General features: G+C 44.8%; 16 protein-coding genes. 13 read left to right on the plus strand and 3 right to left on the minus strand.

Annotated elements, in window-relative coordinates:
- Positions 1 to 415: 415 nt before the first annotated feature.
- Complete coding sequence (locus NJD71_RS09930; RefSeq protein ID WP_319051809.1) at positions 416 to 1,312, plus strand: 3-hydroxyacyl-CoA dehydrogenase; 897 nt, start codon at positions 416 to 418, stop codon at positions 1,310 to 1,312.
- A 244-nt stretch (positions 1,313 to 1,556) separates the two neighbouring features.
- On the opposite strand, the gene NJD71_RS09935 is transcribed toward NJD71_RS09930, so the two are convergent.
- Positions 1,557 to 2,330 carry an IclR family transcriptional regulator gene (locus NJD71_RS09935; protein WP_319051810.1) on the minus strand — a complete coding sequence of 258 codons (774 nt, stop codon included), beginning with the start codon at positions 2,328 to 2,330 and terminating at the stop codon, positions 1,557 to 1,559.
- Positions 2,331 to 2,572: 242 nt separating this feature from the next.
- On the opposite strand from NJD71_RS09935, the gene NJD71_RS09940 reads away from it, so the two are divergent.
- From NJD71_RS09940 to NJD71_RS09965, 6 genes are all read left to right on the plus strand, one after another.
- Positions 2,573 to 3,754: an iron-containing alcohol dehydrogenase gene (locus NJD71_RS09940; RefSeq protein ID WP_319051811.1), complete on the plus strand. Its 1,182-nt coding sequence runs from the start codon at positions 2,573 to 2,575 to the stop codon at positions 3,752 to 3,754.
- Between the two features lie 74 nt (positions 3,755 to 3,828).
- Positions 3,829 to 5,319, plus strand: coding sequence for a CoA-acylating methylmalonate-semialdehyde dehydrogenase (locus NJD71_RS09945; RefSeq protein WP_319051812.1), 1,491 nt, complete (start codon positions 3,829 to 3,831; stop codon positions 5,317 to 5,319).
- 237 nt (positions 5,320 to 5,556) lie between these two features.
- Complete coding sequence (locus NJD71_RS09950) at positions 5,557 to 6,189, plus strand: CoA transferase (RefSeq protein ID WP_319051813.1); 633 nt, start codon at positions 5,557 to 5,559, stop codon at positions 6,187 to 6,189.
- Entirely contained in the window at positions 6,162 to 8,063 is a 1,902-nt protein-coding gene (locus tag NJD71_RS09955) for a CoA transferase (RefSeq protein ID WP_319051814.1), read from the plus strand. The genes NJD71_RS09950 and NJD71_RS09955 overlap by 28 nt, the downstream gene beginning before the upstream one ends.
- A 96-nt stretch (positions 8,064 to 8,159) precedes the next feature.
- Positions 8,160 to 9,803, plus strand: coding sequence for a BCCT family transporter (locus NJD71_RS09960; protein WP_319051815.1), 1,644 nt, complete (start codon positions 8,160 to 8,162; stop codon positions 9,801 to 9,803).
- A 402-nt stretch (positions 9,804 to 10,205) separates the two neighbouring features.
- A complete protein-coding gene (locus NJD71_RS09965; RefSeq protein WP_319051816.1) occupies positions 10,206 to 11,027 on the plus strand; it encodes an alpha/beta fold hydrolase in 822 nt (273 codons plus the stop codon).
- Between the two features lie 207 nt (positions 11,028 to 11,234).
- On the opposite strand, the gene NJD71_RS09970 is transcribed toward NJD71_RS09965, so the two are convergent.
- A complete protein-coding gene (locus tag NJD71_RS09970) occupies positions 11,235 to 12,659 on the minus strand; it encodes an aspartate ammonia-lyase (RefSeq protein WP_319051817.1) in 1,425 nt (474 codons plus the stop codon).
- 518 nt (positions 12,660 to 13,177) lie between these two features.
- Positions 13,178 to 14,041 (minus strand): LysR substrate-binding domain-containing protein, encoded by an 864-nt coding sequence (locus NJD71_RS09975; RefSeq protein ID WP_319051818.1) that lies wholly within the window; start codon positions 14,039 to 14,041, stop codon positions 13,178 to 13,180.
- Positions 14,042 to 14,299: 258 nt separating this feature from the next.
- On the opposite strand from NJD71_RS09975, the gene pqqA reads away from it, so the two are divergent.
- From pqqA to NJD71_RS10005, 6 genes are all read left to right on the plus strand, one after another.
- The gene (gene pqqA / locus NJD71_RS09980) at positions 14,300 to 14,374 is read left to right on the plus strand and encodes a pyrroloquinoline quinone precursor peptide PqqA (protein WP_075107140.1); all 75 of its coding nucleotides are present in this window, start codon (positions 14,300 to 14,302) and stop codon (positions 14,372 to 14,374) included.
- A gap of 79 nt (positions 14,375 to 14,453) precedes the next feature.
- Complete coding sequence (gene pqqB / locus NJD71_RS09985; RefSeq protein WP_319051820.1) at positions 14,454 to 15,365, plus strand: pyrroloquinoline quinone biosynthesis protein PqqB; 912 nt, start codon at positions 14,454 to 14,456, stop codon at positions 15,363 to 15,365.
- Between the two features lie 42 nt (positions 15,366 to 15,407).
- Positions 15,408 to 16,166: a pyrroloquinoline-quinone synthase PqqC gene (pqqC, locus tag NJD71_RS09990; protein ID WP_319051821.1), complete on the plus strand. Its 759-nt coding sequence runs from the start codon at positions 15,408 to 15,410 to the stop codon at positions 16,164 to 16,166.
- Positions 16,163 to 16,459 (plus strand): pyrroloquinoline quinone biosynthesis peptide chaperone PqqD, encoded by a 297-nt coding sequence (gene pqqD, locus NJD71_RS09995; RefSeq protein WP_319051822.1) that lies wholly within the window; start codon positions 16,163 to 16,165, stop codon positions 16,457 to 16,459. The genes pqqC and pqqD overlap by 4 nt, the downstream gene beginning before the upstream one ends.
- A complete protein-coding gene (gene pqqE, locus NJD71_RS10000) occupies positions 16,456 to 17,637 on the plus strand; it encodes a pyrroloquinoline quinone biosynthesis protein PqqE (RefSeq protein WP_319051823.1) in 1,182 nt (393 codons plus the stop codon). Before pqqD ends, pqqE begins: the two co-directional genes overlap by 4 nt.
- The gene (locus NJD71_RS10005) at positions 17,637 to 18,689 is read left to right on the plus strand and encodes a dipeptidase (RefSeq protein ID WP_442967671.1); all 1,053 of its coding nucleotides are present in this window, start codon (positions 17,637 to 17,639) and stop codon (positions 18,687 to 18,689) included. The genes pqqE and NJD71_RS10005 overlap by 1 nt, the downstream gene beginning before the upstream one ends.
- The last annotated feature ends 111 nt before the right edge of the window (positions 18,690 to 18,800 follow it).

Here is an 18,800-nt window from a genome sequence, read left to right on the forward strand (position 1 = left end):
TTCTCTTTGTTGACTGCCTATCACTACCCAACAGCACTAATGCCCACTCTTTTATCACCATTAATTTGGTAACGAATCACTAATATATCGTTTAATACCCGTACCACCCTCTTCCCTTCTCCATAACTTTATTAATAGTTTTTTGATATCGATAGTCATTAAAAATATCGTTACGATATCAATCACTACAAAAAAACAAGTCATAAAAATTACAATATTAAAGGTAAGCTGTTGAATTATTTGACAATACAAAAGTCAAGATAAGTTCGCATATCGGGTGCTTAACTAGTAATACTTTCGGTGCACTGATAAAAATTAAGGTTGAATAATCGCGCAAAACAATCTAATAATAGGCTCATAGGTTCTAGACATTTATCTAGCAACTTATATCCACTATTTTTAGGAAATGACTACAATGACGTATAAGAATGTAACTGTCGCAGGAAGCGGCGTCCTAGGCTACCAAATCGCCTTTCAAGCCGCGTTTCATGGTTTTAATGTCAGTGTTTATGACATCAATGACGAGGTATTAGAAAAGGCAAAATCAAAATTTCAATTGATGTGCAAGGCTTTTCGAAAAGACTTGAGGGCAACCCAGGAGCAGTTAGATAAAGCCTTTGACAATCTGAGCTATACTTCAGACTTAGCTGAAGCGGTCAAAGATGCTGATCTCATGATTGAAGCCATTCCAGAAATCCCCAAGATCAAAATCGAATTTTATGAAAATCTAGCCAAGCTCGCCCCAGAGAAAACCATATTTGCCACCAATACTTCAACCTTGCTTCCTAGCCATTTTGCAGAATCAACAGGGCGCCCTGCCCAGTTTTTAGCGCTTCATTTTGCCAATAAAATTTGGATGCACAATGTCGCTGAAATCATGGGACATCCTGGCACAGACCCTCAAGTATTTGATGATGTTGTTGCTTTTGCGACTGCCATTGGTATGGTGGCAACGCCGCTTGATAAAGAGCAGCCTGGCTACATCATGAATAGTTTATTAGCGCCTTTTATAGATGCAGCTCTGCAATTGGTGGCAAAAGAGGTTGCCGACCCGCATACGATAGATAAGACGTGGATGATAGTCACTGGCGCGCCCTCAGGTCCATTTGCCATATTGGACACTATCGGTATCAACACTGCCTATAACATCACCAAAATATCTGCTGAAGCCACTCAAAACCCGGTAAGATTCAAGGCTGCTAAGTATTTAAAAGAGCAATTAATTGATCAAAACAAACTAGGGTCTGCAACTGGTGAAGGATTCTATACTTATCCAAACCCTGCCTTTATGAATCCTGATTTTTTGAAATAATAAATGTTATAAAATCTATTAAATAAAGCGGTAACTTCACCAGTCATCACTTAGTAGCTTGATAGACAGTAAAGTCGCAATGATGACTATTTGAACATACAAAGAACCCTTGTAGATTAGATACTACAAGGGTTCTTTGTTGTCTATACCTTAAGTGGTAGCGTTTTCTTAAAGCATCGAAGCTCGCTGCTCTGTTTCATTAACTACTGATGATATCAACTACTCGATGTCATCAACTGCTGACCTATTCATAATTCTGGTTAAAGATAACAGACAGCTCACTGGCGGCCTCTTGCATCAACGGCAAATAGCTGAGTAACTCATCCATACTCTTTCTGACGGTTGGACCATGAGTAAATAGCGTAGCAAATGCTTGCTGCTCACCATTAGGAATCATGACCGAACAGGCGACCATCCCCGGAATAAACTCTTCGTTATCTATGCCCACCTTGGTCTCGCGTGTCTTTACAATTGTCTGCATGAGTTGCTTTTTATCCGTTTGGGTATGGGTTGTGAGTGCATGTATCGACATCTTTTCAATGATACGCTCACATTTGTCATCTGACAGCTGTGCCAGTAGTAACTTGCCACTGGCACTGGCCCACACGGGTACATGAGTACCGGACGGTAGAAATATCTGTAGTGGCCAGTCTGACATGACGCGATCAACATACACCACATCTAAGTCTTGCAAAATCGCAATACCAACTGTCTCTCCTATCTTCGCTGATAGCTCATTTAGTATTGCCAATCGCTCATTTTTAAAATCACTATTTTGCAACAAGTTCATAGCAAGCTTGTACGTGCGCTTTCCGCAAGTGACTTTCCCTGGCAGGTCTAGTTGTATAAACCCCAGACCCTGCAATTGATCCAGTAATCGATACATACTGGGTACCGGTACCTCCAAGGTTTCTGATAAATCACTGACACTCATTGGTCTTTGAGAGCTTGCCAGCACCTCTACAATCTGTAAAACACGTTCAACACTCGATCCTTTCTTCTTTTTAGCCTCACTCATTAATTACTCCAAAACTTGTAGCTGACGCTCAGCAAATAAATTTATTCATTATAACGATAAAATTTATGCTTTTGCGTCTTGTCATTACAAACATATTCTGTTACCTTTCACATAACGAGAAAATATTTATCGTTATGTGAAATTTAATTGTTAGGTATGATTGATTGTGCCGGTAATACGCATGATAAATAAGCGACCTAGCAAGCTGATAATGGAAGTCATTAATACAAGGATTAGTAATTATGTCGCACAGTATCCTTCTGCCAAGGACCATGGAGATTGGACGCGATGCTTGCCAAAAGCTACCGCAGATATTAAAGAGTTTGGGTATCAAAAAACCCCTGATTATCACTGACGATATGATGGTCAAACTTGGCTATGTCGATAATATCCAACACATTTTAGAAGAAGCGAAAATCAGTGCTGATGTGTTTTCGGACACCGTTCCAGAACCTACTGAGATGTCTATCAGCGCAGGTGTCTCACAAGTCAAAGCGCAAGACTATGATGGTCTTATTGCACTAGGCGGCGGTAGCCCTATCGATAGCGCCAAAGCTATCTCAATACTGGGTAAGTTTGGCGGGGTCATGCGTGACTATAAGTTTCCTCGTCAAGTCGATGAAACTGGTTTACCTATCATCGCTATCCCAACAACTGCTGGTACAGGTTCAGAAGTCACCCGCTTTACCATCATCACTGATGATGAGAACAACGAAAAACTGTTGTGCGTGGGTATGGGATTCATGCCTATAGCAGCGATTATCGACTATACCCTAACGCTTAGCGTACCGCCGCGCACTACTGCAGATACAGGCATTGACGCGATGACTCATGCCATCGAAGCGTATATCAGTCCCAAACGCAATGCCTATAGCGATCAGCAAGCATTGGCGGCGCTGCGCCTGATTGGACCCAATATCCAAACGGCCTATCATGACGGCAAAGATGATACGGCTCGCGAGACCATGATGCTCGGCTCTACCTTGGCTGGTATCGCTTTTTGCAACTCTTCAGTTGCGCTGGTACATGGTATGAGCCGTCCGATAGGCGCGTTTTTCCATGTGCCACATGGTCTATCAAACGCCATGCTACTGCCAACGATTACCGAATTTGGTATCTCAAGCGCGCCTGATCGTTATGCTGACTGCGCACGTGCATTAGGCGTCGCTGACTCTAATGATACAGATGATGACGCCAACACCCGTTTGATCGATTTTCTCAAAAACTTAAACAAAGAATTGCATGTGCCCACATTGGCAGAGTTTGGTGTGCAGCGAGCTGACTTTGACAAGCTCGTCAATACTATGTGCGAGCAAGCATTTGCATCGGGCTCACCCAATAACAATCCACGCATACCCAATTTAGAAGAAATGATTCAGCTTTACACCATGCTGTGGGATGACAGCAGCACGGATCACGCCTAGCACTCTGTGATGCCAACATTACTTCCATTTACTATAGACCACCCAATAACACACCTGTTTAAAGGACATAAACTATGCAAACTATCGGTCATTTCATTAACGGTAGCTTAGTCAATAATGACAGCCAAACTCAAGACGTCTACAACCCTTCGACGGGCGATGTCAGCAAAAAAGTTGCGTTAGGTGGTACAAAAACCATCGGCGAAGCAGTCGCTGCTGCCAAAGCTGCCTTTCCAGCGTGGAGCAAAACGTCGCCACTAAAACGTGCACGCGTAATGTTTAAGTTCAAAGCATTGCTCGAGCAAAATGCAGATGAGATTTGCCGCCTGATCGGTGAAGAGCATGGCAAAATCGTCCATGATGCGGCAGGTGAGCTACAGCGCGGTATTGAGAACGTCGAATATGCGTGCGGCGCACCTGAGTTATTAAAAGGAGAACACAGCCGTAATGTCAGTACAGATATAGACTCTTGGAGTGAATTTCACCCCTTAGGTGTTGTCGCTGGTATCACACCATTTAACTTCCCTGCGATGGTACCCCTGTGGATGTTCCCGATGGCGATCGTTTGTGGTAACACCTTTATCCTAAAACCCTCTGAGCGTGACCCAAGCTCAACGCTATTTATCGCGCAGCTATTGCATGAAGCAGGGCTTCCAGAAGGCGTTATCAACGTCGTCAATGGTGGCAAAGAAGCCGTCGATGCCATTTTGCATCATCCAGATGTCAAGGCTGTCAGCTTTGTCGGCTCTACCCCTATTGCTGAATATATCTATACGACCGCAGCGGCACAAGGCAAACGCTGCCAAGCATTAGGCGGTGCAAAAAACCACGCGATCGTGATGCCAGATGCTGATTTGGATAATGTTGTGACCTCTTTACTTGGCGCAGCTTTTGGTTCATCAGGTGAGCGCTGCATGGCGTTGTCTGTCGCTGTGGCTGTCGGTGATGAAACCGCGGATAAAATGATTGCCGCTCTGCAGCCAGCTATCGACGCACTCAAATTTGGGGTTCACTCAGAGAAGAATAACGACTTTGGTCCTGTCATTACCAAGGCACATAAATCTAAAGTCGTCGAGCATATCAAGAGTGCTGCCGATCAAGGTGCCACCTTAGTTGCAGATGGCTCTGATGTACAACCAGAAGGTTATGAAGCTGGGTTCTTCGTTGGTCCAACACTGATTGACCATGTCACAAAAGATATGGACAGCTACAAGTCTGAAATTTTTGGTCCAGTACTACAAGTCATGCGCGTACAAACCATGGCTGAGGCAGTACAGCTCATTAATGATCATGAATACGGCAATGGTACTTGCATCTATACCCGCGATGGTGAGGCGGCGCGTCACTTTATCGACAATATTGAAGTTGGCATGGTCGGTATCAATATCCCGCTACCCGTACCCGTGGCATCACAAAGTTTTGGTGGCTGGAAACGCTCATTATTTGGTGACTTAGCCATGTACGGACCCGACGGCGTGAGATTTTTCACTCGACGCAAGACCGTCACTCAGCGCTGGCCGAGCACGGCAGTGAGAGATGAGAAGCAATTCTCCATGCCCACTTAACCCTATTACCTCTTAAGAGCACCACCTCACCGTTGCTCTCAAAAACATTACATAGTATGTCAAAAACTGGTGCTTGCGTCTTACCCACATCACTCGTGGATAGATAGCGAGTACTCTGACTGTATCAGTTTGATGGTCTCTTATGTCAGTTTGATGACCTCTAGTGTATCGGCTATCAAACCCCATGACGTTCTGGCTTTTTGTAATAACACCATAATATTCTAAGGATAGATAACTATGCGAGAAACTTTTGAATTACCCCTCGTAGGTGTCAAAGTCATCGATTTTGGTCAATATATTGCAGGTCCTGCTGTTGGCATGATGCTTGGCGATCTAGGCGCTACCGTGGTTCATATAGACCCGCCATCAGGCCCAAAATGGCACAGTCCGGCTAATGCTGTATTGAACCGCAATAAATTAATGCTAAAAATCGATCTTAAGACTGCTGAGGGAGTAGCGCAGGCTGAAGCGTTGATCTTGGAAAGTGACATTGTGATTGAAGGTTTTCGCCCTGGAAAAATGGCAGAGATGGGACTCGATCTGGTAGCACTGCGCAAAAAACGTCCACAGCTGATTGCCTTATCGATTCCTGGATTTGCCTCAAACGATGAAAACCGCCGTGAGCTTCGTGCCTATGAGAGCATCATTTCAGCAAGCTCAGGGGTGTTTGCTGACATGGGGCTTAATCGCGTACTCATGGGTATCAACTCGTCATTTTCTCCGCTACCGCTGCCTTCTGCTTATGGTGCCATGCTGGCAGGTTCTGCCGTTGTTTTTGCTCTACAAGCTCGTGAAAATACGAGGCTTGGCGATGCTATAGAGGTTCCGCTTGCAGCGCTGTTATGGAAAGTCTTTGTTACAATTCGATAGAAATCGAGGACTTACCTGAGCGTTATTTGACTCAGCGTGAGGTTGAGATTCAGCGCCGCCGTGTCGAAGGTATTCCAATGAACATGGGCTATGAAGAGCTACAAGAATTGCTAGATCCTTTTTATCGCAGCTATATGTACAAAGATGGGCGCATGTTTTACGTGGTATGCCCTAGCCACAAACATCATGCAAAGCGTTGCCTAGAGGTTTTAGGGTTGTACGATGAGTTAATTGAGGAAGGATTAACTGAAGAGGAGGATACTTATATACCTTCTAGTCAGTGGCAGTCTGATACCTCGCTTGGTGTTTATCCGATGCCAAAATACTGGGCAGATCATATTGCTGAAAAAATGAAAGGCGCATTCTTGAAACGCACCTCAAAAGAGTGGCAAAAGATCTTTGGGAAACGCGGTATACCTGGCGCGCCCCAACGTTGGCTACAAGAGTGGATCCATGATGATCATGCCGAAACAACAGGACTGATGATCGAGGTCGAGGACCCCACTTATGGCAAGATGATTCAACCAGGTCCAATTGTGTGGCTTGAAGAGTGCGGCGAACAAATGCTGCAACCCAAACCACCGAAGCTTGTAGATTTTGATGAGGCCTTTAAAAAACTAAAGAGCATTAAGACAAAACTGCCTTCAGTAAAGGAGACTGATGAGACCTATGGCTGGCTAGACGGTATCAAAGTGCTCGATCTATGCAATGTAATTGCTGGACCGCATTCAGCAGCTTACTTGGCACGGTTTGGTGCAGAAGTCATCAAGCTCGATCCTGCGTCACCACTATACGACAGTTGGAATACCGTCATTTACGGCATGTCTCAAATGGTAGGCAAGCAGTCGATACTTGCTGATATTCGTTATGGACAAGGACGGGAAGTATTCGAACAACTGGTTCGTTCAGCTGACGTCATTGTTTGGAATGCGACAGACACGCAAATTAAAAAAATGGGATTAGATACTGAGGGTCTAAAAGCATTAAACCCTGAGGCTATCTTCTGCAAGCTAGATTGTTTCAGTGGCGTTCGCAAAGGCCCATGCAGTGACTTCATTGGTTATGACGATGTCGTTCAGGCGTCTACTGGCATCATGTTACGCTGCGGCGGCGCTATGGATACGCCTGAAGAACATGCGCATGTCGGTACCATCGATGTTATGTGCGGTTTTGGCGGTGCAATGAGCATTGGGGTTGCGCTCTATCAGAAGTATCGCACAGGTCAAATTGGGCGTGGTCGTACCTCGTTAGTCGCAAACAGCGCGTTGTTGCAAATCCCATACTGCTATGACTTTGAAAAACGGGGGTTGTTCGAAGAACCCTCAGGCAGAGAGACCAACGGTCACGATGAATTGACGCGTTTTTACTACACCTCTTCAGGGAATTATTTGCTACTGAATGCTTATGAAGGCGACGTCAAAAACTTTGAGAAAGTCGAAGGTTTGGAAGGCTTTAGTCAGCTCGACAAAGACGACCGCGCGGCCTTCTTATCTAATGTTTTCCAAAAAGCACCCGCTCATGACTGGATAGAACGCTTGCAAGCGGCTGATATTGCAGCGGTCATTTGTGCAGATATCAATGCGTTGCGTGCCGAATACAGCCACCCTGCAAACAACACGCCAGGCACTGATCGTGGCAGTTACTCTTTCTCAATTTACGAAGACCATCCAAGTGGTCATAGAGTCACGCAGCTTGACCCCTATGCCATTCGCCCATCTGACAGCAAGATATATGCGCTTTCTAGACCTGAAAAGTTCGGAAAATCAACCCGTCAAATCATGCTAGATCTTGGCTATAGTGAATCGGACATTGAGACGGGTATCGCCAGTGGCAGTTTGAGTGACAGTTGGGGTGATGAATTTTTACCAAGTTAAATCAAAATTTAGCCCAAAAAAAAGCACCAAGTGACCAAAAGGATTGTGGAACTTGGTGTTCACTTAAGCAAAGAGATATTATCTAAAGGATTAGTCATGAGATATAAAAACAAACCTCCTTTGACTAAACTGCCAATAAAGGTCGCAACCAAAGGCTTTTATGAAGGGTTTAACAAAGACGTTACCATCACCGCTAAAATATTACTTGGCCTACTCATTGTTTGGGCTGTCATATCACCTGAAAACTCGATGACCGTATTAGGTTCGATCAATAGTTTTTTACTCAATCACTTCTCGACGTGGTACATCCTAGCCGTCGCTTTTTTCTTGATTTTAGCGATGCTTTTGGCATTTATTCCACGCTATGGCAAGCTGATTTTGGGAGATTCAGATGACACGCCTGAGTTCTCTAATTTTTCATGGTTTTCTATGATCTTCGGCGCAGGCATTGGCGTGGGTATGTTGACCTTTGCGACCGCAGAGCCCATGTATCACTTTGCCAATAATCCTGAAGTCATCAAAGGCATGGCAACTGGTTATGATGCTGATAATGTGCGATACGCCTACAAGTGGGCTTTTCTACATTGGGGCTTTAGTGCTTGGATTTGCTATTCCTTAGTCGGTCTGTCGATGGCGTACTTTTCTTTTCGGCGCAAATTACCGCTTACTATCCGTTCAGGACTTGCGCCGTTATTTGGCAAAAAACTCTCCGGCAGGCTTGGTGATGCAATCGATATTGTCGCCGTTATTGCGACTATTTTGGGCGTGGCTCAGACACTAGGATTTGGGGTTGAGCAGTTTGTGTCTAGTATGCACCGTGTCGGTATGGGTGAATGGTTAATCAACACTGATGGAAAGTCGTCAGCAGCAGCGATTATCGTTGCGCTGGTTGTTATCGTTGGCGTTGCCACGCTCTCAGCACTTTCTGGTCTCGGCAAAGGGGTTAAATGGTTATCCAACCTCAACATGGGTTTAAGTGTTATTCTCTTTGCATTTTTCTTGATTTTTGGTTCAACATTCTTTGGCTTACAGTCCTTTTTCGTCGGTTTGTTTGACTATGTTGTCGCGTTGCCAGAATTGCTCGTGACTGTTTGGCAGCCAGATGGTACCCCTGTTGGTGAAACACTTGCTACGTGGCAAAAGGACTGGTCAGTTTTTTATTGGGCATGGTGGATTGCTTTTGGTCCCTTTGTTGGTGTGTTCTTTGCCCGTATCTCACGGGGTCGCAGTATTCGCGCTTATCTACTTGGTACGGTCGTTCTCCCCGCGCTCATGTGTTTTATTTGGTTTTCAATTGTGGGCGGTACCGCGATTGACTTAACGCTAGGTGGTACAGATGCCATATCAAGCGTAGGACAGGAGTCTCAATTACTAGCGATGCTCGATGTCATGCTCTCGCCAACTGCTGCTTGGGCAATGGCTTTGTTGGTTTTAGTGTTACTCCTAACCTATCTAGTGACCACGTTAGATTCAGCCATTTTGGTCATCAATACGATCAACTCAGGCGGTAACGAAGGTCCAAAAGGTCGTCCACATATCATTTTTTGGGGCGTCATATTGGCATTGGTTGTTGGCGTGCTCCTGATCAGTGGCGGCTTAGGGGCGATCAAAACCGCAATGGTTATTGGTGCCCTGCCCTTTAGTTTCGTTATGGTGCTGATGGGCATAGCGCTTATAAAAGCCATTCTCTACGACACCAGTCACGATAACGTGGACAACATAAAGTCAGTCGATGAATAATCATGCTAAAGCGCATCGTGCGATACTGCAAGTCGCCTCAATGTTTCTATCTTGAGGCAACTTGATTGATCGTTCAACAAATCAATAACGGTTGACGTACAAACCCATAACGGCGAAGGTCATAATATTTTTAGCATTAATGTATTATGGATTTCGTCGGGTTGGTTTGTCTTACGTCAACAAGGTAGCTCTTTATAAAATCACGCTGTCCTATATTTTTGCCACCTCACGCTCTTGTTATTTCAGCAATATTACTGTTTGGCAAGACTGATGGGTTTGTTGTTCTATTGAGATGGAACAGTTGATCGAGCATAGAGAATGATAGTGAGATAAAACCATACACTTCCTGAATAACTACTTTATAAAACCACGATTACTGATATTCATCTTTAGGAGAATGGTATGAGCACTAATATGACAAGAAACAGTACATATATTGATGGGCATGAAATTTCATTTTTAGAGCAAGGGTCTGGTAGTCCAGTTATCTTGTTACATGGTATTCCAACCAACAGCCTTATGTGGCGCAATATCATTCCACAGCTTGCCAAAACACATCGTGTCATCGCCCCTGACCTTCTCAATTACGGCAAATCTGCGAAGCCAAAAAATGCAGATGTGTCTATCAATGCTCAAAGTAGTATGATTGTAAAGCTCATGGATGCGCTAGGTGCGCGTCAAGCCGATGTTATTGGACATGATATTGGTGGAGGGGTTGCTCAACTGATAGCAGTCAATTATCCAGAAAAAGTTCGCAAGCTTGTATTGATCGATAGTATTTGTTTTGATTCATGGCCTATCCCAGATTTTGAGCCGCTACAAGAGCCTGGCGCTGAATCAGACATGAGTCTTGAGGACTTTGTTAGCATGATGCAAGGTTTTATGCCAAAAGGCGTAGAAGATAAAAGTATTATGACTGATGAGCTAATTGAGACTTATATCCAGCCTTGGTCAACTGAGGACGGTAAGCAGGCGTTTTTCCGCAATTTGAGACGGTTAAACAAAGAATATACTCAGGCCATCACTGACGAGCTGCGCAATCTACCTCATCAGAACTTGATACTGTGGGGTGATCGAGACCCTTTCCAAAAACCAAAATATGCGCCAAAATTAGAAGAGGCCATTCCAAATGCTCAGCTCATCTGGATCAATGACGTTGGTCATTGGCTGATTGATGAAAAACCAACTGAGATTGGTGAGCACATTATTCAATTCCTTGGCTAACGCATGAGCGGTAAAGAAATATAATACCCTATCCTACCCGGCAGAGCGCTGTACCAAATAGTGATGACATTATGCTATCTGGTACAGCGCTCTATTATATGGCTCACTTTTTCCGATATGGCTATTTTCGGCATTGCTTTTTATCGTTAGCAAACCGTTATCAATACGGTCTTTTACTGATATTACCTATTACTGATATTGTCTGTTTTATAGGCTGCTCACCATAGTATCAGGCGATAAAATAGCGGCTAACGCCTCATCACTGAGTAGTTTTTCTTGTTTGACCAGTTCTGCTACACCTGAGCCACTCAGCAATGCATGTCCTGCAATACGACTGGCATTTTCATAGCCAATATGCGGCACTAGTGCAGTGACAATACCGATACTGTTTTCGACATGCTGTGCGCAGCGCGTTTCATTTGCTGTAATCCCTTGAATACAGCGCTCATCCAACATACGAATCGATTTTTCCAATATACGTGTGTTGTTTAGGAGGTTATAAACAATTAGCGGCTCCATTGCATTTAACTGCAACTGACCTGCTTCTGCGGCCATAGTGATCGTCGTATCTGTCCCCATAACCTGAAATGCCGCTTGGTTCATGGCCTCAGGGATCACAGGATTAACTTTACCTGGCATAATGGATGAGCCAGGCTGCATGGCTGGTAGATTAATCTCTCCAAATCCTGTACGCGGTCCACTCGATAGCAATCGCAAATCATTGCTCAACTTAGACAACTTGATAGACAAGCGTTTAAGTGTGCCAGAAAACGCCACAAACGCACCCATATCCGCACTCGCTGCAATGAGGTCTTCAGCTGTCTTTACAGGTAGATCGCTGATCGTAACCAACTCATCAATCGCTACCGCAGCATAACCCTTTGGTGCATTGATACCCGTTCCAATAGCGGTGCCTCCTAAATTCAGCTCACACAGCTGCAGGCAAGCCTGTTCGATTTGTGCGATTTCGCTACCGATATCACTGGCAAAGGCACGGAACTCTTGACCCAATGTCATCGGCACAGCATCTTGCAATTGCGTACGCCCCATCTTTAGAACACCACTGAACGCTTCTGCCTTATCTATTAAACTGCCCTGTAGATTAATGATCGTCTCCTTTAGAGGCGCTGCTGCAAATACAATAGCCAAACGCGCGGCACTAGGATAGACGTCATTAGTAGACTGCGAGCGATTGACATCATTATTGGGATGTAGGTACTCATATTGACCGTACTTCAGCCCCATTTTTGCAAGTCCAATGTTAGCAATCACTTCGTTGGCATTCATGTTTGTGGACGTGCCTGCCCCGCCTTGTATCAAATCAACAATAAACTGCTCATGATACTCACCATTGATGATGTCTGTGCATGCATCGGTGATAGCGCTAAGCTTAGCATCACTGAGCAAGTCATAACGGTGATTGGCTTTGGCAGCCGCTGACTTAACCATAGCCAGCGCTCTAATCAACTCAGGAAAATGACTGATTGACACTCCTGTGATATTAAAGTTCTGATACGCTCGCTGCGTTTGAATACCATACAAGGCAGTCGCTGGCACAGCTTGCTTGCCAAGTAGGTCTTTTTCAATACGGGTGGGTGTTTGGTCGTTACTTAGACGTTCAGTATGGTTCATATATTCGTTCTTCTTATAAATTAATCAAATAGAAAAGGTGGCAATATGATTGTTATATGCTGATCATTTGACAGCTAATTGATACCAGTTGCTAAGCATAAAGGACTAGACGAACATGAGTATGCTCAGCACCGTGTGCTATAGCCGTTAGATCTATAACCAATCAACAAATGCTCTCAATCACATAAAACAGAGCCATCCTAACGGAGAAGATGTAACAAGAAAAACGTAAACATTCTGCTCTCAGCCCCAAAATTTTTGGTGCTCATTGACATAGGTAGCAAATAAGATTGTCCTACAAAGAGAACAATGTTATTTACAGCTGCTTTAAGAGATTTCCTGGAAGAATAAAGCGTAGAAAATACGAGGCACACAATAAATAGGAAAAGAGTTTTTAGACGCTCTTACTTATAACAATAAACGTTTTATGATTTGAGCATAGCGGATAAAGAAACGCTGTAGGGAGAATGACCATACAGACAACGACTGGCACGAGACTAGATATAAAAAACTGGTTATCACAGACCCAATACTTGCTTTAAGGCAATAATTTGTGGCTGCTGACGGTCTACGTAACGGTAGGCAAGCATCACCTCTCGAGCCAGACTATTATCACCCAAATGATGAATCTGGACTGGTGCCGCACTCCTAATCCATAGACCAGCATACGGAATCAGCGCCACGCCCAAACCAGACTCAACCATTCTGACAATGGCATCAAGATCATTGATCTCCATAATAGTGTTTACTTTGATATCTTGCTGCTTAAAAAACTTACTCAATTTTGCCCCAGAAGAAGACTGCAAACTGTAATGAATAAAAGGGTGTTGCTCAAACGTTTGCTTTAAGCTATGAAAAGGCCATTTTTTTGGTGTGATCAGTACATAAGGCTCAGTCATAATAGACTGAGTAACGATGTCTTTGGGTAAGGTAAAAGCCGGCTGTATCGTAATGGCAGCGTCGATACTCCCTACTGCCAGTTTTTCAAACAACTCTATAGAACGTCCTGGGATGATCTCTGTCTGCATCAGCGGCGCCAATATCGTAATGGCTTTTAGTGCCTCTGGTAAAATACCAACTTGAACTGAGTTGATCGCACCAATTCTAAGCTGACCATAATAGCTGGCAATATCTGTGTCTGAAGGCGACTGCATGGTTGCATAGAGCTGCAATATCTCTTTAGCGATTGGTAGTACCCGTGCCCCTTGCGGATTAAGCGTGACAGCACGAGCAGAGCGAGTAAAGAGCGCCAAACCCAGCGTATCCTCCAGACTTTTTATCTGCGCACTCACAGCGGACTGGGTAAGATTGATGTGCCGAGCAGCCGCTGCAAAACTGTCCAATTCGCAAACTGCAACAAAGGTTTTAAGCTCTCTTATCATTGGTGTCACCGCATGTAGTGTTGATATTTGCTTCAGACTTTTTTTAGGCTCTACCGCTATCCTTATCTCTGTACAAAGGCAATAGCAAAAGGCAATAGCAATTGAAGTTAGCGTATAAATGAATACTTCGTTAAGTAGTATAAGCTAACGCTTCATTAACATCTAACAAATTGACAGCAAGGGTTGGCTTATACTACCATTGAAAACTCACTTTATTAATCTTACCTATCACATGTAAGATCGTTTCGGAGTAACCTCATGCAGTGGACTAAACCAGCTTTTCAAGACATCCGTATCGGTTTCGAAATCACTATGTATTTTGAAGCACGCTAAAAACTCATAAACCTGAATACATTAAAAGCCCTAGATGATTAGGGCTTTTACTTTTTTAGCAATTTGGAAATATTGATCTATGTATATTCACGTTTTAGGCTCAGCAGCAGGCGGCGGCTTTCCGCAGTGGAACTGTAACTGCGAAAACTGCCACGGTGTACGCCAAGGCACCATCGACGCACATACCCGTACCCAGTCTTCGATCGCCATCTCAGAAAATGGTACCGATTGGATTTTATTTAACGCATCCCCTGATATTCGCCAGCAGCTATTTGACTTTAAAGCCGCTCAGCCAGCCCGTCAATTACGAGACACAGGCATCACCGACGTGGTGTTGATGGACAGTCAGCTTGACCATACCACAGGGCTTTTGACCCTACGTGAAGGCTGTCCCGTCTCTGTTTGGTGTACGGATATGGTGCATGAAGACCTCAGCACAGGGTTTCCGCTGTTTAACATGTTAAAGCATTGGAACGGCGGTCTCCAATACAATCAAATTGACCCAAAACAAAGCTTTCAGATTGACGGTTACAGCAATTTAGAACTAACGCCTTTAGTCATTAGGAGTTCAGCGCCGCCGTATTCGCCGCATCGTAACGACCCTCATGATGGCGATAACATTGCACTGATTGTGAAAGATTTGAAAACACAAAAGCAGCTGTTCTACGCGCCAGGTCTAGGCAAAATCGATGATGACGTGATGCAAATCATGAAGGCGTCTGATTGCGTGATGATTGACGGTACGCTATGGACAGACAACGAGATGCAAGAACGCGGCGTTGGTACGAAAACGGGCCAAGATATGGGTCATTTGCATATTAGCGGTGATGACGGCTCGCTGCATTATTTAGATCAGCTCGACAATGCTCGTAAGGTTCTCATTCATATCAACAATACCAACCCGATATTAAATGAGCAATCTGAACAAGCGGCGACATTAAAACAGCATGGTGTTGAAGTGGCCTTTGATGGTATGCAGATAGAGCTTTAAGACAAACGGTAAGACAAAGACAGCAATCGCAAGGTAAAAATAATGCAAGAACAAACCGCAGCACTCAGCCCAGAAGCGTTTGAACAAGCGATTATGGCAAAAGGTCAGTATTATCATATCCACCATCCTTTTCATATCATGATGCATGAAGGGCGCGCGACGCAGCAGCAAATCCAAGCGTGGGTTGCCAATCGATTTTATTACCAAATCAATATCCCGCTAAAAGACGCGGCGATTATGGCAAACTGTCCCGATCAGCGTGTGCGTCAAGAGTGGATCCAGCGCATGATTGATCAAGATGGCGTTTATCCTGATGGTGGCGGGCGTGAAGCGTGGCTCGGTCTGGCAGAAGCAGTTGGACTAACGCGTGAGCAGGTGATTTCGGAAGAATTGGTTTTGCCCGGTGTACGTTTCGCGGTTGATGCTTATGTGAATTTTGCCCGCCGTACGTCATGGCGTGAGGCGGCAAGTAGTTCATTGACCGAGCTGTTTGCGCCGCAGATTCATCAGTCGCGCTTAGAGTCTTGGCCCAAGCATTACCCGTGGATCAAAGAAGAAGGCTATACCTATTTTCGCTCGCGCCTCAGCCAAGCGCGCCGCGATGTTGAGCATGGTCTGACCATTACCCTTGACTCATTCAAGACGGCAGAGCAGCAAGAACGCATGCTTGAGATATTACAATTTAAACTCGATATTTTGTGGACGATATTGGATGCCTTAAGTCTCGCTTATGTGCATGACCAAGCCCCTTATCAAAGCGTCACCACTGACCATGTCTGGCATAAAGGATTGTTCAAATGAGTATACCTGCTAGTTTACCTGAGCTGGATCAATCGCTGGTTCCCACATGGCGTCATGGCTATCGCTTCCAGTTTGAGCCAGCGCAAGACGCGTATGTCCTGCTCTACCCTGAGGGTATGATCACACTCAACGATAGCGCCAGTATTATCGGACAGCATATTGATGGTCAGGCATCGGTTGCTGATATTATTAAAAAGGTGAAAGCCATGTTTGGTGACGTGCCTGAAATCGAGCAAGACATTATCGAATATATGCTGGTCGCCCAGCGTGAACATTGGATTGACTTAGTATGACTGCACCCGTCGGACTGCCGCTATGGTTACTCGCTGAGTTGACCTATCGCTGCCCCTTACAATGCCCGTATTGCTCCAATCCCATTGATTATGCTCAGTATAAAGAAGAGCTGACGACAGCAGAATGGTTTGATGTGTTTGATCAAGCGCGGCAAATGGGCGCGGTACAGCTTGGGTTTTCGGGCGGTGAACCATTGGTGCGCCAAGACCTAGAAGCACTGGTCGCTTATGCGCACAAGCAGGGCTTTTATACCAACCTCATCACCTCAGGTATGGGACTGACGGAAGCACGCATTGCCAGTTTAAAAGACGCAGGATTGCAGCATATCCAGATTAGCTTCCAGGCCAGTGACCCCATCGTGAATAATCTCTTGGCGGGTTCAAAACATGCTTTTGAGCAAAAGTATGAGATGTCACGTCTGGTCAAGCAGTACGACTATCCGATGGTGCTTAACTTTGTGATTCATCGGCAAAACATCGATCAGATCGACCAGATTATTGATCTCTGCTTAGAGCTAGAAGCCGACACGGTTGAGCTGGCTATCTGCCAGTTTTACGGCTGGGCGTTTGAAAACATCGAAGGCCTATTGCCGACCAAGGAACAAGTGGTCAGAGCCGAACGCATTACCAATGAGTATCGACAAAAAATCGAAGCACGTGGTATCAAATGCAAACTGATTTTTGTGGTGCCTGATTACTACGAAGAGCGGCCAAAACCTTGTATGGATGGCTGGGGTAAGATTTTCTTGACCGTGGCACCTGATGGTACTGCCCTACCGTGTCATGCTGCCAGACAGCTGCCTATAGAGTTTCCTAATGTGCGTCAAAAACCACTCAAAGAAATCTGGTATGACTCAGACAGCTTCAATCACTTTCGCGGTGATGAATGGATGCCTGATATGTGCCAAAGCTGCCCCGATAAAGAGCGCGATTATGGCGGCTGCCGTTGCCAAGCGTTTATGCTGACGGGCGATGCCAAAAACGCCGATCCTGTGTGCGGCAAATCACCTTATCACTACCTGATCGAGGAAGCACGTGTTAATAGCGAGACGCCCGTACCTTTTGAGGAATTACGCTTTCGCAACCCTAAAAACTCTAAGCAGCTAAGTGGCAAAAAAGCCAATGAAACACAAACGAGTCAAGAGCAACTGATTCCCACGCGTACGGTCACAGATTAATGATGAATAACCAGCCTATAATTTTTGATGGTCATAATGATCTGTTAACCCGCCTTTGGTTAAGCTCGGCTGACGACCCGGTGCATGATTTTATTTATGGCACACTACCGGGACATTTAGATTTAAAGCGCTGCCAACAAGCAAAATGGATGGGCGGATTATTTTCTGTCTTTTTGCCGCCCTACGCTTATGTAAAAAACAACCATCCTGATAAGTTATCCAACCCATCAAACTCAGACTTCACTCCGCAAGAAGTCGTTGATATTTGCTGCGCGCAATTGGCGCTTGCTCAGCAATTACAGGCGCGATCAGATGGTCAGATTCAGATCTGTACGTCTGTTGCACAAATCCAAGCCTGTCAGCAGAACCAACAACTGGCTATCGTTTTGCATCTTGAAGGCGCTGAGTTTTTAGCTATTGAACCTGACTTGCTGGATGTGTTTTATGAAGCAGGACTCAGAAGTATTGGCCCATTGTGGAATAGAAAAAGTCTGTTTGGTGACGGTTTAAATGCGTCTTTTCCGCATTCGCCAGATACAGGCTTTGGTCTAACCCACGAGGGCAAAGACCTGATTTTAACTTGCTGTGATAAGCATATGCTGATTGACGTGTCCCATATGAATGAGCGCGCGTTTTGGGGTACGCTAGAAATTGCAGATCAACCCATTGTCGCAACCCACTCCAATGCACACGCCTTATGTCCGCAAGCAAGAAACCTAACTGATCGACAGTTGGCTGCCATTAAACAAAATGGTGGTCTAGTTGGAGTGAATTTTGATGTGGCATTTCTGCGTTCAGATGGGCAGCGAGATACGCAGACCTCACTTGATGTGATCGTCGATCATCTTGCTTATCTGATTGACCATCTAGGCGAAGATCACGTTGGCTTTGGCTCTGATTTTGATGGTTGCCTATTGCCTGATGAATTATCTGATATCAGTCAGATATCCAAACTGATTGAGCGGATGCAAGAACGGCACTTCTCTGATACGCTTATTGAAAAGGTTACTTCAAAGAATTGGTTTAGTGTGCTAGGTGAGATATGGCGGTAATAAGCCATATAAGGAATCCATAAGAGTGGCTGGCACATTATAAATTCATATACAATTCTATACTTCCTAAATAGTTTATTAAAATCATAACCAACCATAACTTCCTAGGTC

This window comes from Psychrobacter sp. PP-21 (assembly GCF_033790785.1).
Taxonomy (GTDB): domain Bacteria; phylum Pseudomonadota; class Gammaproteobacteria; order Pseudomonadales; family Moraxellaceae; genus Psychrobacter.